The 23,961-nt window shown below is 70.9% G+C and carries 20 protein-coding genes and 1 tRNA gene; 6 read left to right on the top strand and 15 right to left on the bottom strand.

The annotated features are described in order from the left end of the window. Nucleotides 1-146 precede the first annotated feature (146 nt). From tmk to NOSIN_RS24665, 6 genes are all read right to left on the bottom strand, one after another. Nucleotides 147-2,258, bottom strand: a complete 2,112-nt coding sequence (tmk, locus tag NOSIN_RS24690; protein ID WP_077693024.1) for a dTMP kinase — start codon at nucleotides 2,256-2,258, stop codon at nucleotides 147-149. A gap of 277 nt (nucleotides 2,259-2,535) precedes the next feature. Next, complete coding sequence (gene topA / locus NOSIN_RS24685; protein ID WP_077693023.1) at nucleotides 2,536-5,343, bottom strand: type I DNA topoisomerase; 2,808 nt, start codon at nucleotides 5,341-5,343, stop codon at nucleotides 2,536-2,538. Between the two features lie 647 nt (nucleotides 5,344-5,990). After that, nucleotides 5,991-7,157: a hypothetical protein gene (locus NOSIN_RS24680; RefSeq protein ID WP_077693022.1), complete on the bottom strand. Its 1,167-nt coding sequence runs from the start codon at nucleotides 7,155-7,157 to the stop codon at nucleotides 5,991-5,993. Between the two features lie 321 nt (nucleotides 7,158-7,478). Then, the gene (locus tag NOSIN_RS27530; RefSeq protein ID WP_077693021.1) at nucleotides 7,479-8,258 is read right to left on the bottom strand and encodes a chaplin family protein; all 780 of its coding nucleotides are present in this window, start codon (nucleotides 8,256-8,258) and stop codon (nucleotides 7,479-7,481) included. A gap of 162 nt (nucleotides 8,259-8,420) precedes the next feature. Next, the gene (locus NOSIN_RS24670; protein ID WP_077693020.1) at nucleotides 8,421-9,455 is read right to left on the bottom strand and encodes a hypothetical protein; all 1,035 of its coding nucleotides are present in this window, start codon (nucleotides 9,453-9,455) and stop codon (nucleotides 8,421-8,423) included. 231 nt (nucleotides 9,456-9,686) lie between these two features. Further along, nucleotides 9,687-11,009, bottom strand: a complete 1,323-nt coding sequence (locus NOSIN_RS24665; RefSeq protein ID WP_077693019.1) for a M20/M25/M40 family metallo-hydrolase — start codon at nucleotides 11,007-11,009, stop codon at nucleotides 9,687-9,689. Nucleotides 11,010-11,153: 144 nt separating this feature from the next. Here NOSIN_RS24665 and NOSIN_RS24660 point away from each other — a divergent pair. Beyond that, nucleotides 11,154-11,238, top strand: a tRNA-Leu gene (locus tag NOSIN_RS24660). Here NOSIN_RS24660 and NOSIN_RS27015 read toward each other — a convergent pair. Further along, on the bottom strand, nucleotides 11,220-11,849 hold the full coding sequence (locus NOSIN_RS27015; RefSeq protein WP_143833001.1) for a hypothetical protein: 630 nt from the start codon (nucleotides 11,847-11,849) through the stop codon (nucleotides 11,220-11,222). The two genes, NOSIN_RS24660 and NOSIN_RS27015, sit on opposite strands and share 19 nt — an antisense overlap. 104 nt (nucleotides 11,850-11,953) lie before the next feature. Further along, entirely contained in the window at nucleotides 11,954-12,313 is a 360-nt protein-coding gene (locus NOSIN_RS27010; protein WP_269087609.1) for a recombinase family protein, read from the bottom strand. A 1,005-nt stretch (nucleotides 12,314-13,318) separates the two neighbouring features. Between NOSIN_RS27010 and NOSIN_RS27005 the strand changes: the two genes are divergently transcribed. Continuing rightward, nucleotides 13,319-13,837, top strand: coding sequence for a hypothetical protein (locus tag NOSIN_RS27005; RefSeq protein ID WP_143832999.1), 519 nt, complete (start codon nucleotides 13,319-13,321; stop codon nucleotides 13,835-13,837). Between the two features lie 32 nt (nucleotides 13,838-13,869). On the opposite strand, the gene NOSIN_RS24640 is transcribed toward NOSIN_RS27005, so the two are convergent. The 5 genes from NOSIN_RS24640 to NOSIN_RS24620 all read right to left on the bottom strand — a co-directional run bounded on the left by NOSIN_RS24640 (nucleotide 13,870) and on the right by NOSIN_RS24620 (nucleotide 18,092). Beyond that, entirely contained in the window at nucleotides 13,870-14,313 is a 444-nt protein-coding gene (locus NOSIN_RS24640) for a hypothetical protein (RefSeq protein ID WP_227014592.1), read from the bottom strand. 131 nt (nucleotides 14,314-14,444) lie between these two features. Beyond that, nucleotides 14,445-15,851 carry a hypothetical protein gene (locus tag NOSIN_RS24635; protein WP_077693015.1) on the bottom strand — a complete coding sequence of 469 codons (1,407 nt, stop codon included), beginning with the start codon at nucleotides 15,849-15,851 and terminating at the stop codon, nucleotides 14,445-14,447. Further along, nucleotides 15,848-16,657: an ABC transporter ATP-binding protein gene (locus NOSIN_RS24630; protein WP_077693014.1), complete on the bottom strand. Its 810-nt coding sequence runs from the start codon at nucleotides 16,655-16,657 to the stop codon at nucleotides 15,848-15,850. The genes NOSIN_RS24635 and NOSIN_RS24630 overlap by 4 nt, the downstream gene beginning before the upstream one ends. A gap of 68 nt (nucleotides 16,658-16,725) precedes the next feature. Beyond that, nucleotides 16,726-17,535, bottom strand: coding sequence for a hypothetical protein (locus NOSIN_RS24625; RefSeq protein WP_077693013.1), 810 nt, complete (start codon nucleotides 17,533-17,535; stop codon nucleotides 16,726-16,728). Next, the gene (locus tag NOSIN_RS24620) at nucleotides 17,532-18,092 is read right to left on the bottom strand and encodes an RNA polymerase sigma factor (protein WP_077693012.1); all 561 of its coding nucleotides are present in this window, start codon (nucleotides 18,090-18,092) and stop codon (nucleotides 17,532-17,534) included. The genes NOSIN_RS24625 and NOSIN_RS24620 overlap by 4 nt, the downstream gene beginning before the upstream one ends. A gap of 270 nt (nucleotides 18,093-18,362) precedes the next feature. On the opposite strand from NOSIN_RS24620, the gene NOSIN_RS24615 reads away from it, so the two are divergent. After that, nucleotides 18,363-18,725: a transposase gene (locus tag NOSIN_RS24615; RefSeq protein ID WP_143832998.1), complete on the top strand. Its 363-nt coding sequence runs from the start codon at nucleotides 18,363-18,365 to the stop codon at nucleotides 18,723-18,725. Nucleotides 18,726-19,107: 382 nt separating this feature from the next. Continuing rightward, nucleotides 19,108-19,578 carry a MarR family winged helix-turn-helix transcriptional regulator gene (locus tag NOSIN_RS27390; protein WP_170293598.1) on the top strand — a complete coding sequence of 157 codons (471 nt, stop codon included), beginning with the start codon at nucleotides 19,108-19,110 and terminating at the stop codon, nucleotides 19,576-19,578. 325 nt (nucleotides 19,579-19,903) lie between these two features. Here the strand turns inward: NOSIN_RS27390 and NOSIN_RS24605 are convergent, their stop codons facing one another. Further along, nucleotides 19,904-21,106, bottom strand: a complete 1,203-nt coding sequence (locus NOSIN_RS24605; protein WP_077693011.1) for an MFS transporter — start codon at nucleotides 21,104-21,106, stop codon at nucleotides 19,904-19,906. A 166-nt stretch (nucleotides 21,107-21,272) separates the two neighbouring features. Between NOSIN_RS24605 and NOSIN_RS24600 the strand changes: the two genes are divergently transcribed. Next, nucleotides 21,273-22,901: an alpha-amylase family protein gene (locus NOSIN_RS24600; RefSeq protein ID WP_077693010.1), complete on the top strand. Its 1,629-nt coding sequence runs from the start codon at nucleotides 21,273-21,275 to the stop codon at nucleotides 22,899-22,901. A 78-nt stretch (nucleotides 22,902-22,979) separates the two neighbouring features. On the opposite strand, the gene NOSIN_RS26995 is transcribed toward NOSIN_RS24600, so the two are convergent. After that, nucleotides 22,980-23,189: a hypothetical protein gene (locus tag NOSIN_RS26995; RefSeq protein WP_143832996.1), complete on the bottom strand. Its 210-nt coding sequence runs from the start codon at nucleotides 23,187-23,189 to the stop codon at nucleotides 22,980-22,982. 72 nt (nucleotides 23,190-23,261) lie between these two features. On the opposite strand from NOSIN_RS26995, the gene NOSIN_RS24595 reads away from it, so the two are divergent. Continuing rightward, nucleotides 23,262-23,930: an FAD-dependent monooxygenase gene (locus tag NOSIN_RS24595; protein ID WP_077693009.1), complete on the top strand. Its 669-nt coding sequence runs from the start codon at nucleotides 23,262-23,264 to the stop codon at nucleotides 23,928-23,930. The last annotated feature ends 31 nt before the right edge of the window (nucleotides 23,931-23,961 follow it).

Below are 23,961 nucleotides of genomic sequence, written 5' to 3'. Positions count from 1 at the left end.
GGAGGGACGGTCGGCGCGCACCGTCCCTCCCGGCCACCACCGGAGCGGCCGACCGCCGCCGCTCCCGAAGGACGAGAAGGGTTCCCTCCCGCGGTGGGAGGGAACCCTTCCGGTGTCCGTGCCGCTCGGTCGCTCCGGCCGCCCGCTCAGTCGTTCCTGATCACCGGGATCATGCCGGTGACCGCCTCCGCGCTGCTCGGGACCGGGTCGGGCAGCAGGGAGCGCACCCGGCGCTGGATCTCGCGGGTGGTCCTCTCCTTCGGCTCGCGTGCGTCGAGCACCAGATAGCGCTCGGGGTCGGCCTTGGCCAGTTCCAGGAAGCCCTTGCGGACCCGGTTGTGGAACTCCGCCGACTCGCCCTCGATGCGGTCGACGGGACCGCCCAGGCGGGACAGGCCCTCCTCGGGGCGCACGTCCAGCAGCACCGTCAAGTCCGGCACCAGGCCCTGTGTGGCCCAGTCGCTGATGTCGCGGATGTCGTCCACCGACAGGTCCCGGCCGGCGCCCTGGTAGGCCAGCAGCGAGTCCACGTAGCGGTCGCTGATGACGATCGCGCCGCGCCGCAGCGCCGGCAGGATCTCCTGCTCGACGTGGTCGGCCTTGTCGGCCGCGTACAGCAGCACCTCCGCGCGCGGGGTGATGTGCGAGTTCTCCCGGTCCAGGAGCAGGCCGCGCAGGCGCATGCCGAGCTTGGTCGCGCCCGGCTGGCGGGTGCCGACCACCTCGAAGCCCTGGTCGCGCAGCCACACCGTCAGCTCGCGCACCTGGGTGGACTTGCCCGCGCCCTCGCCGCCCTCGACGACGATGAACGCGCCGGAGGGCCTGGACTCCTCGTCCTCGTCCTCCTCCGTGATCGCGACGCCGCGCAGAGCCGCGAACAGCTCGGGAAGCAGGCCGGGACCGGCCTCGGGGTCGTCCTTGCGGTTCATCTGGCGGTAGCAGACCAGGGCCACGACGACCGTGAGCAGGCCGGAGGCCATCAGCACGACACCGCTGCCGCGCAGGTCGTAGGTGAGCGGGCCGAGCGGGATGGCGTAGCCGCCGATGAATCCGGCGGCCAGGGGGGCGAGCACGGTCGCGCCCAGCAGGGCGATGCGGGCGGCGCCGTGCAGGAAGGCGAAGGCGGGACCCCGGTCCTCGTCCTCGGCCTCGTGGCCGAGCAGGGCCAGGCCGATCACCCAGGCGACACCGGCCCCCACGCCGAACAGGGCGGTGAGGACGGCGGTGAGCACCATGTCGGCGACGGCGCCCGCGAACAGCAGGGCCAGGCCGGCGAGGGCGGCGCTCAGGCCGAACAGGCGCCTGCGGCTGAACTGCTTGAGCACCCGGGGCCCGGCGAGCATGCCCAGGGCCATGCCCGCGAAGACCGCGGCGAAGACCACACCGAACCCGGCGTTGCCCGCGCCCAGGTTCTCGACGTGGAGCCGGCCGACGCCGATGGCGGCGCCCCCGGCGGCGAGGACGCTGAGCGTGCCCAGGACCAGGCCGCGCACGAGCGGTGATCCGCCCGCGTGGCGCCGGCCGGTCCGCACCGAGCGCAGGATGGCGCTGTCGCGGGTGTCGCTCTCACTGTCCTTGGACGGCTTGTGCTTGGGAATCGGCAGACCGGCGACGACGACCGCCGCGACGAGGAAGGTCAGGCCGTTCAGGTAGAGGGCGACGTCAGCCTCGGGGCTGGCCATCGAGGGCAGTACCGCGCCGAGCACGTTGCTGGCGGAGGCGAGCCCGGCGAACAGCAGCGCCGCGACGGGGGCGGTGCCGTAGGCGGTGAACAGGCCCAGCCGGTCGGCCTGCCCCAGCAGCTTGCGGGGCACCAGGTTGGGGACCGTGGCGTCCTTGGCCGGCGCCCAGAACAGGGCGACGACCTCGGCCAGGAAGCTGGCGACGAGCAGCCACTCCAGCGCGAAGCCGGGGAGGAAGAGGCCCGCGAGGGGGATGGAGACGTACAGGAGGGCGCGCAGGACGTCACCGAACACCATCGTCCACTTGCGGTCGAGGCGGTCGGCGACCATCCCGGCCAGCGGGCTCAGCAGGATCGACGGGGCGAGCTTGATCGCCACGACGCCGCTGACGGCCAGGTACTGGACGAGCTGGGAACCGTCGGCGGTGAAGATCACCGCCAGGGACATCAGGGCCAGCAGGCTCAGCCAGTCGCCCAGGCTGGAGAGGGCAAGCGAGACCCACAGCCTTCGGAAGGGTGTGATCGCGAGGACGTTACGCGCCTCGGACGGCGCTCCCGGTGATGCAGATCTGCTCATAGCGCTCAAGATTATTCGGTGAGGGGAAAGGGGGATGACGGACCGCGGGTCCGCCTCAGATTCGGTGGGTACCTCTGGGGCCACACACGTTTCCGCATCCCCATCAGTTCCACCAAGCGTAGTACGGAAGACGCCTTCCGAACAGAGTGAGAACACGCCCACCCGGGGTGAAGGCGAGAGGCGGTGCCCACCCGGGCACCCCGTCGGGGCGTGCCCGGGTGAGCCTACGCGTGAAGGGGGCGGGCGGCGAACCCGTGGGCCGGGCCGCCGCGCCCGGCTACTCCTTGGTGGAGGACCCGGGCGTACCGGTCTTCTTGGCGGGAGCCTTCTTGGCGGCCGTCTTCGTGGTGGACGCCTTCTTCGCCGTGGTCTTCTTCGCGGCGGGCTTCTTCGCCGCGGGCTTCTTCTTGGCGGGGGCCTTGGCCCGCCGCTCGGCCAGCAGCTCGGCGGCCCGCTCGTCGGTGATCGACTCGACCTCGTCACCCTTGCGCAGGGAGGCGTTGACCTCCCCGTCGGTGACGTAGGGGCCGAACCGTCCGTCCTTGACCACCATCTTGGCGCCCGACTCGGGGTCGGTGCCCAGTTCGCGCAGCGGCGGAGCGGCGGCGCGGCGCCCGCGCTGCTTGGGCTGGGCGAACAGCGCCTCGGCCTCCTTCAGCGTGACCGTGAAGATCTGCTCCTCGGTCTCCAGGGAGCGGCTGTCGGTGCCCTTCTTCAGGTAGGGCCCGAACCGGCCGTTCTGCGCGGTGACGTCCTCGCCGTCGAGCTGGCCGACCACGCGGGGCAGCGACAGCAGGCGCAGCGCGTCGTCCAGGGTGACGGTGTCCAGGCTCATCGACTTCAGCAGCGAGCTGGTGCGCGGCTTGGGCTTGGCCTTCTTGCCCTTGGACTTGGCCCCGCCCTCGGCGGCCTCCTCCGGCTCCTCGATCACCTCGGTGACGTAGGGGCCGAACCGCCCGGTCTTGGCCACGATCATGCGCCCGGTCTCGGGGTCGGTGCCCAGCTCACGGTCACCGCTGGGCTGGGCGAACAGCTCCTCGGCCTTCTCCTTGGTCAGCTCGTCCGGGGCCAGGTCCTCGGGCACGTTCACCCGCACGCCGTCCCGGTCCAGGTAGGGGCCGTAGCGCCCCACCCTCAGCACGATGTCGGTGCCGGGCAGCGGCAGGGAGCTGATCTCCTTGGGGTCGATCTCGGCGAGCTGGTCGCTCACCAGCTCCTTCAGGCCGGTCTCCCGCTGCCCCTCGGAGTCCTCGCCGCCGAAGTAGAAGCGGCGCAGCCACGGCAGGCTCTCGGCCTCGCCCCGGGCGATGGCGTCGAGCACGCCCTCCAGGCGCGCGGTGAACTCGTAGTCCACCAGGTTGCCGAAGTGCCGCTCCAGCAGCTGCACCACGGCGAAGGCCAGGAAGGACGGCACGAGCGCCGTGCCCTTCTTGAACACGTAGCCGCGGTCCAGGATGGTGCCGATGATCGAGGCGTAGGTGGAGGGGCGGCCGATCTCCCGCTCCTCCATCTCCTTGACCAGGCTGGCCTCGGTGTAGCGCGCGGGCGGACGGGTGCTGTGCCCCTCGGCCTCCAGGTTCTGCGCCTTGAGCGGGTCGCCCTCCGCCACCGGGGGCAGGCGGCGCTCGCGGTCGTCCAGGTCGGCGGCCGGGTCGTCGGAGCCCTCCACGTAGGCCTTGAGGAAGCCGTGGAAGGTGATGACCTTGCCCGACGCGCTGAACTCCGCGACCTCGCCGTCGGAGGAGGTGCCCTCCACGCGCACTGTGACGGACTCGCCGACCGCGTCCTTCATCTGGGAGGCGACGGTGCGCTTCCAGACCAGCTCGTAGAGCCGGAACTCCGGGCCGGACAGGCCGGTGGCGGAGGGGGTGCGGAAGGTCTCGCCGGACGGGCGGATCGCCTCGTGGGCCTCCTGCGCGTTCTTGACCTTCTTGGCGTACACCCGCGGCTTGTCGGGCAGGTAGTCGCCGCCGTACAGGTTGCGCACCTGGGAGCGGGCGGCGTTGACGGCGCTGTCCGACAGCGTGGTGCTGTCGGTGCGCATGTAGGTGATGTAGCCGTTCTCGTACAACCGCTGGGCGACCTGCATGGTCTGCTTCGCGGACAGGCCGAGCTTGCGGGAGGCCTCCTGCTGGAGGGTGGTGGTGCGGAACGGCGCGTAGGGCGAGCGGCGGTAGGGCTTGCGCTCCACCGAGCGGACCGAGAACCCGGCACCGGTCAGGCGCTCGGCCAGCCCGCGGGCCGCGGCCTCGTCCAACTGGCGGACGGCGCGGTCCGAGCGCAGCGTGCCCTGAGTGGTGAAGTCGCGGCCGACGGCGACGCGGGTGCCGTCCACCGAGACCAGGGTCGCGGGGAAGGCCCCGGTCCCCTCGGCCGCACCGGCCTCGGTGGCGTCGAAGAGCGCCTTGAGGTCCCAGTACTCGGCGGAGGTGAACGCCATGCGCTCGCGTTCGCGCTCGACCACCAGGCGGGTGACCACGGACTGCACGCGGCCCGCCGAGAGCTTCGGCATGACCTTCTTCCACAGCACGGGGGAGACCTCGTAGCCGTAGAGGCGGTCCAGGATGCGCCGGGTCTCCTGGGCGCTGACCAGGCGGGTGTTGAGCTCGCGGGTGTTGTGGGCCGCGCGCTGGATCGCGTCCTTGGTGATCTCGTTGAACACCATGCGGTGGACGGGGATCCTGGGCTGGAGCTCCTCCATCAGGTGCCAGGCGATCGCCTCGCCCTCGCGGTCCTCATCCGTGGCGAGGAGGAGTTGGTCGGCCTCCTCCATGAGCTCCTTGAGCTTCCTGACGTGGGACTTCTTGTCGGTGTTGACGACGTAGAGCGGCTCGAAGTCGCCATCGACGTCCACGCCGAGCCGTGCCCAGGCCTGTCCCTTGTACTTGGCGGGGATCTCGGCGGCCTTGTTGGGCATGTCACGGATGTGGCCGATGCTGGACTCCACGACGTAGCCGCGCCCCAGGTAACCGGCGACGGTCTTCACCTTGGTAGGCGACTCGACGATGACGAGGGTGGTGCCCACCCCCTGTTGTCCGTTGTCCTTCGAGCCGTTCTTGCCGGCGCTGCCCTTCGTGGGTGGCACGCTTTTCCCCTACGTCTAGCCTTCTTGGTTTATCCGGCCGCGGTCCGTCGATGTCCCGTGGGAACCGACAGTAACCGAAACTCCAGGCACTCCCCCGTCGGTGGGTGGGCGGCGGCCCCTCCCTCACGGACGGATGTCCCGTCGTCCTGGGCAGGCACCCGGCTCTCACCCACCGGCATCCGCAGAATAAGCGCTTCCCGTACCACTACCGGTCCGTAGCGTACGTGAGCCGTCCCGGCAACGCGGGTCGGTTCGCTGCCACCGGCTCTGACGAGCACCGACAACACCCCGCTCGGGTGACTTCGGTCACACTTGACTGCGGCTGTGCGTTACTTCCCCCAGAATGCGGCGAGTCCTCCCGGATATTCCCGGGAGGACTCGGCTCACGTCCTTGACTGGCGGCCCCCACCTTCGCGCTCCCCGCAGTCCACCGCGTTCCTCACGGAACGGGGAGTACGGAAGGCGAGCGGCCCGGCCCAGTCGACGCGCACGGCACTCGGGGTGCCGGTACGGGAGATCCCGTCCCGGGACACCGCCGCCCTGTGGTGTTCGGCACCTCGCAGTCCACCGCGTTCCTCACGGAACGAGGAGCCGTCCGTCCTCAGGGCCGCGCGGTCGCCCGCGGGCACGATCCCCCTGTTCGGTCGCTACAGGCCCACGCCCGCGGCGCCGAGAACCTCGCCGACCGGGTCGGCCACCTTCAGCGGCGCGGACTCGGGCAGCTTGTCGGCCTGCTCCGGGGCGTGCTGCTCGACGGCCTGCTCGGTGGTCTCGCTCACCTCGTAGGTGACGGGCAGCATCTCCGAGACCGGGACCTCGGGCAGCTCGTTCACGAGCGGCATGGAGTCCAGCGCGCCGGCCTGGTGCTCGGTGGCGCTCTGGTGCACGACCGCGGAGCCGTCGCCGGTGCTGCTGGCACCGGCCATGCCCGCGACCGCGGCGATGGCGTTGCCGGAGACGTTGACGGGAACGTCGCCGTCCACGACCAGCTGGTTGCCGCCGACCGCGGAACCGTTGCCGGAGGTGGCGATGTCCTCCTCTTCCTCCACGACCAGGGCGCCGGTGTCGGTCGAGGCCGCACCGGCCACACCGCCGACGGCGCCGATCGCGTTGCCCGCGACGTTCACGGGCACGTCCAGGTCCACGACGGCCTGGTTCCCGCCCAGCAGCGAGCCGTTGCCCGAGGTGGCGATGGACTGGTGCTCGCGCTCCGCGGACTGGTGCTCGCGGGGAGCCGACTGGCGCAGGACTCCCGTGTCCACACCGGAGGTGTCGGGCAGCGGCAGCACCTCGGCGTTGCGGGCGGCCTCGCCCACCAGGTCCATGGCCGTGTACTCGGCGGGCGCGGACTGGTGCTCGCGGTGGCCGTGGTGGTCGTGGTGGCCGTGGTGGTCGTGGCCCTCGTGCACCAGCGCGCCGGTGTCGGTGGCCGCGGCTCCCGCGACCCCGCCCACGGCGCCGATCGCGTTGCCCGAGACGTTGACCGGGATGTCGCCGTCCACGACCAGCTGGTTGCCTCCCAGGAGGGAGCCGTTGCCGGAGGTGGCGACGTCCGGGTCGTGGTCGTGCTGGTGGATCACGGCGGCACCGGTGCCGGTGGCGCCGGCCCCGGCCGTGCCGAGCACGGCGCCGATCGCGTTGCCCGAGACGTTGACCGGGATGTCGCCGTTCACGACGGCCTGGTTGCCACCGAGAACCGAGCCGTTGCCGCTGCTCGCGACGTCGCTGTCGGCGAAGGCCACGCCGCTGCCCAGCGCGACGAAACCCGCTGTCATCAGCACGGATTTCGCTGAGATGCTGGCCCACTTACGCATGTGGGGCGTCCTTTCGGAGAGTGAGTATCGATGAGAAGGTGTGTGCTTGGGCCACAGGCCGTTCCACATCCCTGGATGGGGTGCGGGCCCTCGGCCAAGGCCGGGGATCATCCGGTCGGCCTCGCACCTGGGCGGTGCGTGTCACCGGTTCTGGAGAGTGCGCCGCGGTCACGCTCCGCTGGTTGCGGGCGGACGCGCGCACCCCGTCGGTCAGCTCCGCCCCGGGGGCGGCGGCTGACGTGAACCCCGCGCACATGGCCTCGGCCGGTGCTACGGGACTCGCGTCAGCCCCCGGGCCGCGAGCGGCCCGGGAGGCCGACATCAGGCGCGGGCGCGGCGGCGCCTGCCGGCGAGGACCAGGCCGACACCGGCCGCGATCGCGGCGGCGGCGGTGGCGAGCAGTCCGGACAGGGCGCCGCCGTCGGTCCCGGTGAGGGCCAGCTCGGGAGCCGGGGTCTCCTCGTCATCGGCGGGCGGGGAGGTGGGCTCCTCCGACGGCACCTCGTCACCGCCACCGGGGGTGTCCTCCTCCGGCGTCTCCCCGTAGCCCGGGTCCTTGGGCTCCTCGGGGTGCTTCGGCTCCTCGGGGTCCTTGGGGTCCTTCGGCTCCTCCGGGTGCTTGGGCTCCTCCGGGTCCTTCGGCTCCTCCGGGTGCTTGGGCTCCTCGGGGTCCTTCGGCTTCTCGGGGTGCTTCGGGTCCTCGGGCTCCTCCGTGACCCCGGCTCCGCTGTCGGTGCAGTTGGCACCGGCCGCGCCGACGGCGGAGACGGCGTTGCCGCAGGCGTTGACGGGGACGTCGCCTTCCACGACGGCCTGGTTGCCGCCCAGGACGGAGCCGTTGCCGGAGGTGGCGACGTCCGAGTCGCCGTGTTCGCTGACCTGGGCTCCGCTACCAGTGCAGTTGGCACCGGCCACGCCGAGCACGGCGATGGCGTTGCCGCAGAGGTTGACGGGGATGTCTCCGTCCAGGACGAACTGGTTACCGCCCCCGAGGGAGCCGTTTCCGCTGGTCGTGGTGTCGGCGTAGGCGATGCCACCGGTGGTGGCGATGAATCCGGCGGCCACCAGGGCGGCGATCCGGGCATGCGTGGTGTAGGTCATCACGTGTCCTTTGGTCAGCGAGAAGTAAGGCCGGGCGTCTACTCGTGGACCGCGGACGGAGAGCTTCGTGCTCCGGGGATGCCGGGGAGAAGGCGCGCCCGCCGGTGAGGCGGGGCGGCTGCGCACAGGGGCGCACGGACCGGCCGCGGTCGGATGACGCGGCTAGTCAGGCGAGAAGGTGGGGTCGTCCGCGGCGTCGCGGACGACCAGGGTGGGGTCGCCGGGAAGGGCGACCCGCTGGGCCCGGGGAGCCAGGTGGTCGGCCCGGGCCATGAGGAATCCGGCCGCGGCGGGCACGGGGAAGGACGGAGCGGCGGCGCCGGTGGCGTCCGTCGTCCCCGCCGGATGGTGCGCCCCACCCGCGATGAGGTGGATGCGCTCCCCGGAGTCCTCGTCCGGGACCTGGTCGACGGCCTCGGCGGCGGCCGAGTGCCACACGGCCGGGTCCACGGGTGTGTGGACGGCCGCACCGGAAGCGGTACGGCCCCGTTCCTCCACGCGGTCGCCGGTGTCGGCGGTGCGCTTGTCCGCGGCTTCGGCCGGCATCCGGGTGAGTTCGTCGGAGGCGCCGAGGACCGGCAGGCCGAGCGGTGCCGTGGTGTTCACGGCGTCGTCGATCCTGCCGTGGACGACGCGTGTGGAGTCGGCCAGCCCTTCGGTGACCGTGCCCACGAGACGGCTGTCGCGCAGCGACTCGTCGGTGGACTCCACGACGTCGTGACCCCTGCGGGCGAGACCGCCGACGAGGTCGCCCGCGCCGCGGGCGGTGCCGTCGACGGCCTGGGTGGTGTCCTCGACCATCCTGTTCGCGGCGGTGCCGGTCCTGGTCTCGCCGAGTGCCGAGGAGACACCGGTCTCGTGCAGGGCGCCGGCGGGAAGCGCGGCGGCCTGGGGCACGACGGTGTCGGTGAGCGACTCGGTGGTGGAGGCGGCACGGGCCGTGGCGTCGGAGAGGCGCGCCTCGCGCATCTCCTGGGCCGCGGCCTGTCCCGCGCCCTCCGCGCCCTCTCCGACCTCCAGGACGTGGTCGACCAGGCCCTCGGGGTCGAGGGCGGTCTCGCCGTGGGCGACACCGAACCCTCCGGCCAGCCAGGCGACGGCGACGATGCCGGACAGGAGCAGCAGCCGGGTGTAGGCACTACGGGACACGCGGACAGCGCGACTGCTGAACAGCCACTCCCGACCCGCGAGCACCATGGATGCCCCCTCGCTTCGCTGCCACTGGACGGTCCCGTGCGGTGGTTCCGTCACGGTCGCACGGCGGTGTCGTGCCTGTTCCGCACCCGTGTGGGCGTGCGGAGGGCCACGACACCCTCGAACTCAAGGAAACCGTAGCATCACGCACGGTGATCATGGGCCGGATCGGCGACCGTGCCGAGAAAGTTCTCGGCACGGTTCGCCACGAGGGCACCGCAAAGCGGTCCGAAGTCAGCTCAACCCGACGAAACGGTCAAGGACACGGACGCCGAACCGGAGGCCGTCGACGGGGACGCGCTCGTCCACCCCGTGGAACATGCCCGCGAAGTCCATCTCCGGGGGAAGCCTCAGGGGGGCGAAGCCGTAGTTGCGCACACCGAGCCGGGAGAAGCTCTTGGCGTCCGTGCCGCCGGAGAGGCAGTAGGGGACGGCCTTGGCGCCGGGGTCCTCGGCCAGGAGGGACTCCGACATGGCGCTGACCAGCCCGCCGTCGAAGGTGGTCTCCACCGCGGGCAGGTGGTGGATGAACTCGCGGCTGACCTTGGGGCCCAGCAGGCGGTCGATCTCGGCGAAGTACTCGTCCTCGGTGCCCGGCAGGAAGCGGCCGTCCACCTGGGCGGTGGCCTCGCCCGGGATGACGTTGGCCTTGTAGCCGCCGCCCAGCACGGTGGGGTTGAGGGTGTTGCGCAGGGTGGCGCCGATCATGCGGGCGATGGGTCCCAGGCGGGCGACCGTGGCGTCGACGTCCCCCTCCTCGAAGGGAATGCCGAACTCCTCGCAGATCTCCTCCAGGAAGGTCCGCACGGTCGGGGTGAGCTGCACGGGGAACCGGTGCTCACCGAGCCTGGCGACGGCCGCCGCCAGTTCGGTGACGGCGTTGTCGGAGTTGACCATGGAGCCGTGCCCGGCGGTGCCGCGCGCGGTCAGCTTCATCCAGGCGATGCCCTTCTCCGCGGTCTCCACCAGGTAGAGGCGGCGGTCGTCCCCGGCCGTGAACGAGAAGCCGCCGACCTCGCTGATCGCCGAGTCGCAGTCGGCGAACAGCTCGGGGTGCTCGTTCACCAGGTACTGGGCGCCCCAGGTGCCTCCGGCCTCCTCGTCGGCGAGGAAGGCCAGGACGATGTCGCGCGGGGGACGGCGCCCCTCGCGCAGGCGCTGTCGCAGCATCGCCAGGACCATCGCGTTCATGTTCTTCATGTCGATCGCGCCGCGCCCCCACACGCAGCCGTCGGCGATCTCGCCCGCGAAGGGATGGTGGGTCCAGTCCTCCGGAGCCGCGGGGACGACGTCCAGGTGGCCGTGGACGAGCAGCGGGGGACGGCTGGAGTCCTCCCCCGCGATCCGCGCCACGACGTTGCTGCGTCCCGGGTGCTTCTCGTAGATCCTCGACTCGACGCCGACCTCGTCGAGTCTGGCCGCCACGTACTCGGCGGCCTTGCGCTCCCCGGGGCCCGAATGGTCGCCGTAGTTGGAGGTGTCGAACTCGATGAGCTCCCGGCACAGGTCGACCACCTCGACCTCGGCCGTGCTCAGGTCCCTGTCTGGCTCTGCCATCTGACACTCCCGTCCAGCCACACCTATTGCCCTACTGTCCCGTCCGACCCTGCCACGGTCTTCCCCGGCGGAAAAGCTGGTTCGTGCCACCTCAGACCTTTGCTATGGTTGATCTGTCCGACGCGAGAGCGCCGGACGTGCCCGGTCCGGGTGGCGGAATAGGTAGACGCGCTAGCTTGAGGTGCTAGTGGCCGTTAAGGCTGTGGGGGTTCAAGTCCCCCCTCGGACACGAACCCTTCCCCCACGGGAAGCGTTGAACTTGCGGTGCGGGTCGAGTCGAATCTCGGCCCGCACTTTGTTTTCCACTGGGTGGTAGCGCGTCCGCAGGCCCGGCCCCCGGTACAGACCGGCCTTGTCCTCCAGGTCAGCACCACCGAGTACAGCGGTGATGTCGCCCAGCGTGTGAACCATCTTCATCACGTCTTCCCCGTTGCTCTTCTCCGGTGACCGGCCTACGCGGGCCAGCCCTGCCTCAGCGGCCGACTTCTCGGCCTGGGTCTCCTTCATCCACTTCGTGACCTCCACAGGATCGGCTCCGGCCTCCAGAGCGGCACGGTGCTGGGCGAGCTTGCGATCGCATGCGGACAGCTTCTCCCGAAGCCGTGCCATCTCGCGGGCCACCCCGGTGTCCCGTTCCTCGTCCGCTTCCATGAGGGCATCCACCGTGGTCGCGATCCTGCCTGGGGCGAACTCGGCGGCGATCCACCTGTCCAGTACTGGGACCACGTCAGCCTCGCGCAGGTAGACATTGCGGGGGTGGTGGACCTTGTTGGCCAGCGCGTACTCCTCCGGGAACCGGCAGCGGTAGTACGCCTGACCGTGGGACCACTGCCCCTGCATCCTGCGGTCGCACAGGCAGCACTCGAAAGCTCCCCGGAACAGGTACGGGTTTCGGGTGCGGCGCGTCTTGCGCTCCCCGCCCGGGGTCCGCCCTCGCGAGCCCATCAGCGCCTTCGCCTGAGCGAAGTCCGCGTGCGTGACCAGCGGATCATGGACCCGGTCCCGGGACCACGCCCATTCGCATCCTCATTCCACCGCAGCAGGGTCTGATGACCGAGCTGAACGCCGTTGACGTCGATGAGGACCTCGTCCTTGCGTTGCTTGGCCCACACCTGGTGACCGGTGTACCGGGGGTTCCTCAGAATCACCCGCACCGCGCCCTTGGACCAGGCGATACCGGAACGGTGCCGGTTGCGCTTCCGGTCGTGGGCCGAAGGCGAGGGGATGCCGTCACGGGCCAGCCCTTCGGCGATCGCGAAGATGCCCATACCGCTCAGGTACTCAGCGAAGATCCTTCGCACCACCCAAGCCGTCTGGGAATCGGGGGCCAGCCGGTGCAGCCTCTTGCCGTCAGCAGCTCTGGACGGGTTGGGATGCGGGCCCGCGTCCACGAGCCTGTATCCGTACGGCGGCGCCCGCCCAAGTACCGGCCTTCCAGGAGAGCCTGGGCTGTCATGGCAGCGCGGACCCGGGTCCTGATGCGGGTCCGTTCACCTTTGGAGATGCCGCCGTACATCGACATGATCAGTTCGTGGGCTTCGTCGGCCGGGTCGATGGGACCACCGATCTCGGGCACCCACAGTTGCACGCCGTAGTGCTCGAACACCGGTGACGTCATCGTGAACTGGCTGCCGAACGGGATCGGTCAACCGCGCCGCCACGGCGGAATTCCCCGACTGCGGAAGTACCCCCCGTCGCTGTACTCCGGCGCCTCCGACGGCGACTCCTTCGGCAACGGCCGGTACCGGTACGGCCCGTGGGGACTCCAGTCCCCGACGAAGGGGCGCGGCTCGTCCGGAGTGGGAACTGCGTCGAAGGACTGGCTCCGCAGTCCTGAGTCGGATCGGCCGGGGTCCCGGCTTCGGGCGGTTTCCTCTCCCCACTGCGCCCACTGCCTCAGCCGCTCGGCGTGCTCAGGATCGGCGCAGCCGCCGGCCTCCTCCTCCAACTCCCGACAGAACCGCCGGATCCCACCGACCGTGGTCCACGATTCCACCGCATCGCGGAAGAGCGCGTTGCGTTTCGCCACGACGGCCCGGCTTCGGGCTTCGGCCATCGCCTTCTCCCACGCGGCGCGCTTTTCACGGTCCCGGCGCTCCTGTTCCTCTTCCCGCTCCCTGAGCCGGCGCTCCGCTCCAGTCGGCGCATTCGGCGTACGTCTCCGGTGAGGCCCCGAGTCGCAGCCGACCGGTCCACCTGTGCTCGTACTCCGGCGGGTGCCGCCGATAGCGGTCGCCTGAGCGCCTGAACCCCGAGGGCGTCGGTTCCCCCACCCGCTCCTGGTCCTCCGTGACGGTCAGGTCATACTGGTGACCGTCGACCGTGACGAACAGGCCGGTGTTTCGGGGCTTCCTGGTCAGCACAAGCCGGTAGTCACCCTTGCTCACCGCGGTGCCGACAGCCTCGACGACAGCTATCGCGCGAGGCAGCATCTGCTCGGGCACCTGAACCATCGAAGGATCACGACGGAGCTCGTCCACGATCGCCGCTGTCCCTGTACAGGTAGTGCCGGCGCTACCCCGGATCCGGTTCCACTCTGTCTCGCCGCCGTTGGCCGGATCGATCAGCTGGATGATCAGGTCTTCGGAACTGCGCCCGGTGTGCCGGAGCGATTTACCCGCCGGGACGAGCCCGTCCCGCTTGGCGCGATCGAGTGCCCTGCGGTGACGGGCCCGGGTCTCGGGATCCGGGTTCTCGATGTGCAGACCGCCTTCGGCCGCGTTCGACTGCTCGATCAGCTTCGCGGCGTCGCTCCCAGCACTGGCCTGCAGGCTCTCAGTCTTTGCCTGCTTTGCGCTGGCGGAAGGTGTCCGTCGTCGGCGGGATGACGGCCGGGGCCGTCAAGAGGTGAGTGCGACGCTCATGCAGGTCGAGGCCCCCATGCCGCGTAACCGATCACCCCCGCGGCGGCGAACACGAGTGCGGTGGTCATCGCCGCGGCGCTGTCCGCGGGCTGCACCAGCCAGGTCAGTACCCGCAGCGCATCCGAGTCCGCCTCGATCGGCACGTTCGCCAGTACGGTTGCCCCGAAGGGAAAGGACCAGCCGAACGAACCGCCGGCCAGGGCCGCGCCGACCCCGGCCAGACCGACCAGGCCAACGGCGTCTCTGACGATCACTTCGGTCTGCAGATGGGAATCGGCCAATACGTCCACCACAAGGGGGCCGGCCGCTGCCATCGCGGCGAGGGCGACCAGGTGCGCGGCACGCCGTGGCGGCCAGGTGAACGAAGCCGTACGCTCACATGCGGCATCGAACCCGCACAGACCGGCCGAAGCCGCGGCCACCCCCAGTACCATCGTCACGCTCATCAGTCGGCTACCGGTCTGGTCGGCCCCCCACCAGAGGGTGAGTCCCCACAGAAGGACGGCTCCGGCCAGGAACACGAGCAGTACGATCGGTAGCTGCCGGGACCGCGTATAGAGGGTCAACCATCTCATTGAGGGTTCACCCCTTGGGTGAGGAGATCGAGCTGGTCGCTCTCGCAGGTGAGTCCGGCCTCGCGCACGGCGGCGACCCGGCGTATCTGCTCCTCGCGCGGTAGGGACCGCAGCGTTTCCCAGGCCGGGCGCACCATTTCCTGATAGGCGGAGCCATCCTCGGAGATCCACGGGTACAGGATCGGTATCGGCTGCAGTTCCGCACCCAGCAGCCAGTTGGCCGTGACGATGCGCGCGGAGATCTCCGTCTCCTCAACGCCGCAGGCCGGGGTTCCGGCGCCGGCGAGGAGTGCCATAAGCAGGCCGTCCGCACCATCGGACTCCCCTTCTCCACTCTGCTCGAACTGCATCAGTATGTCGGAGCTCACCGAGACCGTGTCCGCGGTCCGTGGCAGCGAAGCCCGCTCCTCATTACCGAAAACGGGTACTTCCTCCACCGAGGTCGGCGCTTCCGGCAGGACTGCGAGCTTGGCGAGCGCCTGCCTGGCGGTACCGGCGAAATCGTCCAGCAGGTGCTCGTGCGCCCGGGTTACGCACACCCGCGGCCCGTCCTCGTCGCACACCAGCGCCGCCGCTTGGGTGTCGTGGGGGTAGGCCGCGCTCGCCTGGCCCGGTAGCAGGACCATGGCCAGCACACCGCCGAGGAGACCGGGCACCGCTGAGGCGATCCTTGTCCAAGAATCCCGCGCTGCCAGCAGGATGAACCCGGTCGCGGCGATACCGAGGAACCACAGCGCCTGGGCAAGGCTCACCTGGTGGGCCACCAGCCTGTAGGCGCTCTCGGCACCGTCGAGTCCCGGTGAAAGCAGCGCTGCTTTCATGCGCCACGGGTCGGGATCGGCCTCTACGGAAATCTCGATATTCAGCAGCAGCATGACCAGCGCGTAGCCGCCGGCCGCCACGAGCGGCGGCGTCACCATATACGGCAAGAGGTGGCCGAGCCCCATTCCCAGCAGGCTCCCCGCGACCAGCGCGAGAACACCGACGGCGAACACGGCCAGCCAGGAGAGCGAGAAATAGCTGGTGGCCGAGGCCACCTGCGCCGCCCCCACCGCGAATATCGCTGTGCAGGCGACGGTCAAGCCGATCGCCACCGCTGCCGCGAGCACCGCCGAGCGCTGCCACGAGGATCGCGGCGTGCTGGAAAGTACCTCGTCCATCCGCGAACGGCGCTGCCGAGTGCCCTGCCAGGCACCGAGGCCGACCACCACCGGCCAGGTGAGCATGAGCATGGACCGCTGCCATTGCGCGAGTCCCTGCCACTGCTGGTCCCATGCGCCGGTCCCCTTGCCCCAGGGGCCGGGGAGCAGGTACAGCAGGGCCAGTGTGAGCACGGCCAAGGCCAAGCAGATCCACGGTGCGGTTGAGCGGCGCAGCTCGGTGCGCAGAATCCTCGTGCTCATCGTGTTCCCTCCCCGGTGGCGTGGTGGCGGGCCAGCAGGGCCGAATACCCCCGCTCGCTCGGGCTGTCACCGGAATCGGTGCCGCTGCCCGCAGCGGCGAGATCGGCCGCTCGCCCTTGGAACACCAGGCGCCCCTCATCGACAAGTGCCACGTCGGTGCACACGGTGGCGACGTCCTCCACCAGGTGCGTCGACACCACCGTGCAGGTGTCCTCGCTCAGCCCGCGCAGCAACTGCCTGAACTGCATGCGCTGCGATGGGTCCAGGCCCGCGGTCGGCTCATCGAGCAGCAGGATCCGCGGGCCGTTCACGATGGCCTGGGCGATTCCGGCCCGGCGCGCCATGCCGCCAGAGAGCGTTTTCATCCGGTCATCGGCCCGGTCTGCCAGACCGACTTTTTCGATGGCATGCTGCACCGCATCGGCTATACCGCTCTTGGGTACCTCCTTGAGCCATGCCATGTACTCGACGAACTCGCGGACGGTGAACCTGCGGTAGAAACCGAAGTCTTGCGGCAGGTACCCGATCTGGCGCCGTATGCGGCGCATATCGACGCGCCCGCTGACGGACTCGCCGAGCAGCTCCAGTCCACCGCCTGACGGGCGCAGTACCGTGGCCAGCGCCCGAATCAAAGTGGTCTTGCCCGCCCCATTGGGACCCAGTAGGCCATGCACTCCCGTGCCGAACGTCAGATCGATCCCGTCCACGGCCATCCGCCGCCCGGCGGCGACCCGCAGCCCTTCGGCGCGGATCTCCCAGGCATGGTTCGCCGGGGCGGTCTCGGCCGCCCCCACCACGCGTGCCATCACATCTCTCCTGTCTTCTCCACCTGCTGGGTTTCCGGCTTGAATACCGGCTTGAATTCCGGCTGCTCTCACATCCGGACGAACGACCTGGCGCGCAGCATCAGCACCGCGGCTGCGACCGCGAAGACCGCGCCCCACACCGGAACGGCCACCGGGGCGACCGCTACCGGCAGTTGCGACGTCAGCAGGCCGGGGGCGAGCACACCCAGCGACCACAGCGTCACGACCACAGCGGCAGCGCGCTCCAACCTGATGACGCTGCCGAGCGCGAGGGTTACGGCCGTGCAGGCCAGACACGGCAGTAACCAGACCACCGATGACGTGCCTGTGGTGAGGCCCGCGACGACCAGCACCGGCATCACCACCGCCAGCACGGCTACCGTGCGCCGCAGCAGCAGATAAAGCCCTGCTCGCGGGGTCGCGGTCACCAGCTCATACGCCGGATCGAGACTTCTCGTCCATACCGCGGCGATGCCGAGCACCGGAATGACCGGGGCCAGCAGCAGCACCAGCGGACGGCCTCCGGGGACAGCGAAGAACGAATCGACGGCCACAGCCAGCACTGCCACCAGTGCCGCGCCAACGACCCACGGAAGCATCGCCGGCGAGGTCCAGCCCGCCAACCGTGCCAGCCGCCCCCGGCGGGGTACGGGCGGGCCGGTGGTCAGGGACGGTGCCAGTGCTTCCCAGGTTCGATCGACTAGCGCCGCCGTCCGGGGCGCCTGGCCGGGCACTTCCTCGGCGAGGCGGGCGCGACAGGACGGGCAGGATTCCAGGTGCGATTCCAGCGACCACAGCACCTCGCCGGCGATCGCGTCAGCGCGCGCGTAGCGGCGGATCAGCTCGATGGAAGCATGCGTCTTGTGCTGGTCGTTCATGACAGTGCCTCCCGCATGATGGTCCGCGCCCGGCGCGCCCGAGTCTTCACGGTTCCCTCCGGCAGTCCCAGCAGCACGGAGGTCTCCCGCACCGACAGCCCGTCGAGCACCATGGCCTGCAGCACCTGCCGCAGTTCGGGTGCCAGCGTGTTCAACGCGCTTCCCAATTCGCCGCTGACCGCTCCGGCTAGCGCTTCGTCCTCCGCGGCTGGGGCGGCCACCGGTTCGGCGGCTTCCGGAGGCGGATGCAGATACCGCGCACGGCGCCGGAACGCGTCCACGAGCCGGCGCGCGGCGATGGTCCACAGCCACCCCGCGGCGCTGCCGTCCACCGCTGTCCCGGCAAAACTTCCCGCCGCCCGCCATACGGCGAGGTAGGACTCCTGCAGCACCTCGGCCACGATCTGCTCATCGCTGCATCGGCGCCGCAAACGTAGGGCCAGCCATGGCGAGGTCCGGCGGTACAGCTCCTCGAAAGCCGCCCGGTCCCCCTTGGCAACCAAGCGGACGAGGCCGGCCTCGTCGGCCGACTCGATCGCTCCCCGAGTTTTTCTCACGCTTGGCAAGACGTGGCGGATCCGCGATCGGTTCTCACAAAAAGGTGATGCGGGTCACATTGCTATTGCTCGTGCCGCATCGGTCACGGTTCTCCCCGCCGCGGCGTGGTTCATCGAGCTGGGGAAAATCGGGATCACGACCGGGGCAGATCGGACGCGGAGACCCTCACTTTCCCCAGCTCGATGAAAACCGGTCAGGACAGGGCAGCCCCTGAGAGTTCATCTCGAAAGCCCAGCGAAGTAGCTCTGCGCCTGGCATGAGCACACTCTGTGATTGATGTGTTGCCCGACGGGCTCTGGGAGATCGTCCAGCCGCTACTGCCCCCGCCACCGAAGACCGGTCGCCCCCGCGCCGACCAAAGAGCGTTACTCACCACCGTGCTGTTCTTCCAGGCCTCCGGCTGTTCATGGGAGAAGGCCGACGGCCTCTTTGGCGTCACCCGCGCCGCCCACCGCTGGTTGAAAGACCTGGACCGAGATGGGCCTGTGGCCCAAGATCCACCGCACAATCCTGGACGAGCCGGGCAGACGCGCCCTGCTGGACTGGTCCCGCCGGCGGAGTTCGAGGAGAGCTTCTATGGGCAGCGGGTCGGGTCAACAGAAGGCGAAGCGTTGGTTCCGAGCCTCCAATAAACCCGGCACGAGACACCGGTGCCGCCGCGACCAGGAGGCCGGCCTCCCCGGCGGGTCGGAGCACGGCCTCGGCCCCGGGCGTGACGCCGTCGCGCCCGGCCGCTCCGGTGAGCCCCGGACCCAGGCGGTACACGTCGGTCCGGGACGTCTCCGGGGAAGGCGCCCCCGCCAGCGTGTCGAGGACGACGTCGACGAGGCTCATCGCCTTGGACGGCCGGCGGCCGGGCCCGTTGGCCGGAAACCGTATGCGCGGGCGAGTAAGCCCTCGGACGACGCGGGCATGCCCCGCCCTGCGGTGTCGGCAGGTGGGCGCCCCGAGGCACCTGCTTCCGGGGCCACGCGTTCCGAAGGCGCACTCCGGGCAGCGGATAGCATGCCCCCCATGGCGACCGAAGGCTTGCGAGACCTCGAACAGGAGGCGTGGAGAGGGTTCCTGCTCACCCATGACCGGCTCTGGCGCGCGCTGGAGGCGGGGCTCGCCTCCCTGAACGTGAGCATGGCCGAGTACAGCGTGTTGGCCACGCTCGACGCCGCCGGACCGAACGGCATGCGGATGTCGGATCTCGCCCAGAGCCGCCTGATGTCCAGCGGCGGGTTCACCCGCCTCGCCGACCGGCTCGAGAGCCGCGGACTGATCGAACGGCGGCGTTCGGCCGTCGACGGCCGCGGCTTCGACGCGGTCCTGACCGACAGCGGACGGACGTGCCTGCGTGAGGCGCGGCGCCGGCACCACGGCGATCTGCGCGAACTCTTCTTCAGCCGACTCGACGACGACCACCTCCGCGACCTCGTCGACGTCTGGAACCGCCTCGATCCCGCGGTCGGCGCCGACGACGAGGACACCCCCTGCTGAAGTGGGACGACGCCCCCTCCCCGGCGTCCTGAACCCCGGGTTCCCCCTGGGACGCGTTGCTGGGGCGTGTACGGCGGATACTCACCCTGCTGCGCGACGCCCCGGCGGCACCCTCGCCGCGTTCTCATCGGTCGACAGCCGAACCAGGAGGGCCCCGCCGTGCGACACCGCCGAGCTCGCGAGGCAGGCACAGTAGGGGCACTCCTTCCTCGGCCTTGCGAGGCCACCACCGGATACGCCCGCCCGTCTCCCTCCCACCGCCCTCAACGGTCGCACTTCGCGCGCAGCACCCTCCAAACCACGGGCGGCACCCACCACACACGCCCTAGGGGCGCCCGTGCGCGACCGGCACCACCGCGACGGCGGCGGCGGAGAAGACCGCGGCCACCGCGAAGACGGCGGGCAGGCCCGCGAGGGTGATCACGGCCGCCATGAGTACCGGGGTCAGCGTCGTGCTGATGGCCTGGAGCCAGTTCTGCACGGCCAGGGCCCTCCCGGCCCAGGAGGTGCCCGCGATCTCCGCGACGGCGGTGAAGGTCAGACCGTTGTGCCACATCGTCAGGACCAGGCAGAGCAGGACCATCGGCACCGCCGTCCAGGCCCAGGCGTTCGGCAGCGCGGTGAGCAGGACCAGGCAGGTCCCGGAGGCGACCGCCAACCACCGCACCGGCCGCATCCGGTTCCCGGTCCGGTCCGACCGGACGCCGAGCAGCAGTCGCCCGGCGGCCCCGGGCACCTGTGCCGCCGCGACGATCGCGCCCGCGGCGGGCGCGCCCCACCCCTGCTCCTGGACCAGGTAGATGACCGCGTAGGTCATGAGGGTGATCTGCGGGACCCCGAGCAGCATGCTCACGCCGTGTACCCGCCAGACGGCCCCGTGACGGTAGGGCGATCCGGCCGGGGAGGCCGGCGCGCGCTCCGTGTCCCCCGCCCCGTCCGGCGCCGGGGCGCGCACCGGGGCGTCCACGGGCGGCTCCGCGGGCATCATCAGCACGAGCGCAACCGCGAGGAGCGCGAGCACGGCCGGGATCGTCATCGCCCCGACGAACCCCCACGCCTCGGCCGCTCCGGGGAGCACCAGGCCGGAGACGCCCACGCCCAGGGGCAGCGCCGACTGCCGGACGCCCATGGCCAGACCGCGCTCCCCCGCCGGGAACCAGGTCAGCACCAGCCGCCCGCTCGCGGCGTTGACCGGACCGCCGACCGCTCCCACCAGCAGCAGGACCACGGCGGCGCTCCACAGGTGCGAGACGGACCAGAGCAGCCCGAGCGCGCCCGCCGTGAGGACCAGGCTCAGCGCCATCGTCCACCGCTCCCCGGCCCGGTCGATCACCAGTCCCCAGAACAGGAGCGTGAGCAGCAGCCCGAGCGACGGCAGCCCGGCCAGCACCCCGGCCTGCGCCGTCGTGACCCCGAAGGCCTCCCGCAGCTGCGGCAGCACGACGGGCACGCCGAACATCGCCGACACACTGGCCACCTGCGCCACCATGCTGACGGACAGGACGGCCCAACGGCTGCGCACGAGCATCCCGACAGCCTAGGGAGGGGAGGGACACCGCCGGCGGCGGGGCCGGCCCGGCGCATCCGGGCCGGAGGGCCGGAGGCCGCCTCACCTCCCGCCACCGGTACGTGTTCGCTCCGTCGACCGTGGGCAGTGCTGACTACGTCTTCGGGGATCGGTATTGGAGAGTGAGATGCAGCCACTGTGGTACCGCAACAGCGCCGTCTACGCCGTCGACCCGGTCCTGTTCAACGACTCCGACGGCGACGGCTGGGGCGACCTGCGCGGTCTGACCCAGCGGCTCGACCACGTGCGCGGGCTCGGCGCCACGTGCCTGTGGCTGCTGCCCTTCTACACCTCGCCGTTCCGCGACGGGGGATACGACGTCAACGACCACCTCGCGGTCGATCCGAGGCTGGGCGACCTCCCCGACTTCGTGGAGCTGCTGGAGAAGGCCGAGGAGATCGGTCTGCGGGTCATCATCGACCTCGTCTTCCAGCACACCTCGGACCAGCACCCGTGGTTCCAGGAGGCGCGCCACGACCGCACGTCCCCCTACCGGGACTACTACGTGTGGGCGGACGAGCCGCACGAGACCGACGTCGAGCCCATCTTCCCCACGGTCGAGGACGACGTCTGGACGTGGGACGAGGAGGCGCAGCAGTACTACCGGCACGTCTTCTACCGCCACGAGCCCGACCTGAACCTGGCGAACCCGCGGGTACGCGAGGAGATGTACAGGGTCATGGCGTTCTGGCTCCGGCTCGGCGTCTCCGGGTTCCGCGTCGACGCGGTGCCCTACATGGTCGAGCGGGCGCGGGAGGCCGACCCGGCCGAGGACGGGCGGTGGCTGCTGCGCGAGATGCGCGACTTCGTGTCACTGCGCCGGCCCAACGCGGTGCTGATCGGCGAGGTCGACGTTCCGATCGGCGAGTACGACGACTACTTCGCCGACGGACAGGGCCTGACGATGCTGCTGGACTTCTGGCTCAACAACCACCTCTTCCTCGCGCTCGCCCGCTCCGACGGCGAGCCCCTCGCGCGGGCGCTGCGCGAGCAGCCGCCACCGCCGAGGTTCGGGCAGTACGCGAACTGGCTGCGCCACCACGACGAGCTCGACCTCGAACGCCTCGGCGACGCGGACCGCGAGGAGGTCATGCGCGCCTTCGCCCCCGAACGGTCGATGCGCGCCTACGGACGCGGCATCCGCCGGAGGCTGGCCCCCATCCTCGGCGGCGACGAACGCCGGATCCTGATGGCGCACGCCCTGATGCTGTCGCTGCCCGGCACCCCCCTGCTGTACTACGGCGAGGAGATCGGCATGGGCGACGAGCTGGCCCGTCCCGAACGCCTGGCCGTGCGCACGCCGATGCAGTGGTCCGACGACGCCGGCGCCGGCTTCTCGACGGCGCCCCCCGAACGCCTGGCGGCGCCGCTCATCACCGGCGGACGCTACGGCCACGAGCGCGTCAACGTCTACGCCCAGACGCTGCGCCACGACAGCCTGCTCTCGAAGACCGGCAACCTGGTGCGCACGCGTCTGGGGCTGCGCGAGCTCGGGCTCGGCCGGACCCGCGTCCTCGACGTCGGCCGCCGTGCGGTGCTGGCGCTGCGCCACGACCACGAGGGGTCCACCGTCATCACGGTCGTCAACCTCTCCGCCGACGACGTCGAGGTGAAGGTCCCCGAGGGCGAGGGCGACGGCCTGGTGGACGTCCTCGCCGACACCGGCTATCCGCCGTTCGACGCCGGCACCCGGACGCTGGGGCTGAGCGGTTACGGCTACCGCTGGCTCCGGCCGCGCCAGCACCTGGTCGGGTGAGCGGCGGACGGGGCACACCCCACCGCTCCCAGCACGGACGCCGCACGTCCACGGCCGCCTCGGCGACCAGCGGCACGGTCACCGGGCCGCGGCCTTCGAGCTGCCCGGTGAGCGCGCGTACGAGGCCGGGGTGACCCTGGAGACCGGGCGCACGGTGGCCTCGGTGGAGGACACCGAGGACACCGCGTACACGCACCTGGCCGACGGCACCGTGGTGGAGAGCGACGTGGTCATCGCCGCCGACGGCCTGCGCTCCGTCGTGCGGGAGCAGGCCATCGGTGATTCCACCGTGGACTCCGGCTACGTCGCCTACCGGAGCGCCCTGCCCCTGCCCGAGGGGAGGAGCCCGCGAACGAGGTCGTGGCCCGGATCGGCCCCGGCTGCCACTTCGTCCGCTGTCCCCTGCGCCAGGGGAACATGCTCAACTTCGCCGCGGTCCTCCGCAGCCCCGCCTTCGACCGCGGCGAGACCGGGTGGGGAGGTCCCGAGGAGCTGGACGCCGCCTTCGCCGACTGCTGCGACGCGGTGCACTCGGCCATGGAGCACCTGTGGCGGAACCAGTGGTGGCCGATGGCCGACCGGGAGCCGATCTCCGGCTGGGTGGACGGACGCACCGTCCTGGTCGGCGACGCCGCCCACCCCGTGCTCCAGTACCCGGCGCAGGGCGCGTGCCAGGCGCTGGAGGCCTTCGCCGAACGGCGGACGCCCCGTACCGAGCGGGTGCGGCGCACCGCCCGCGTGTGGGGCGAGATCTGGCGCGTGGACGACGTGGGCCGGACCCTCGCAACGAGCTCTTCCAGACGCGTGACGAGTCCAGCTACAAGTACACCGACTGGCTGTAGGCCTCGTAGCGGACGGGAGCACCGACGGCCCGGCGGCGCGGGTTCCCCGAGGGGAGTCCGCGCCGCCGGGCCGTCTTCCTCGCCGAACGCGGACCTCATCGGGGAAACGACCTGTTCCGTGTCCGACCGCCCCTCACCCCGTTGTCAGCGTGTTCGCGCCGACATACCTTCGCGTGGCCAGCAGTGACCAACGACGGACCGTCCGTGTTGGTACGAAC

Origin of the sequence: Nocardiopsis sinuspersici (assembly GCF_001998325.1) — a bacterium.
GTDB lineage: Bacteria > Actinomycetota > Actinomycetes > Streptosporangiales > Streptosporangiaceae > Nocardiopsis > Nocardiopsis sinuspersici.
This window is presented reverse-complemented; position numbering and strand designations above follow the sequence as displayed.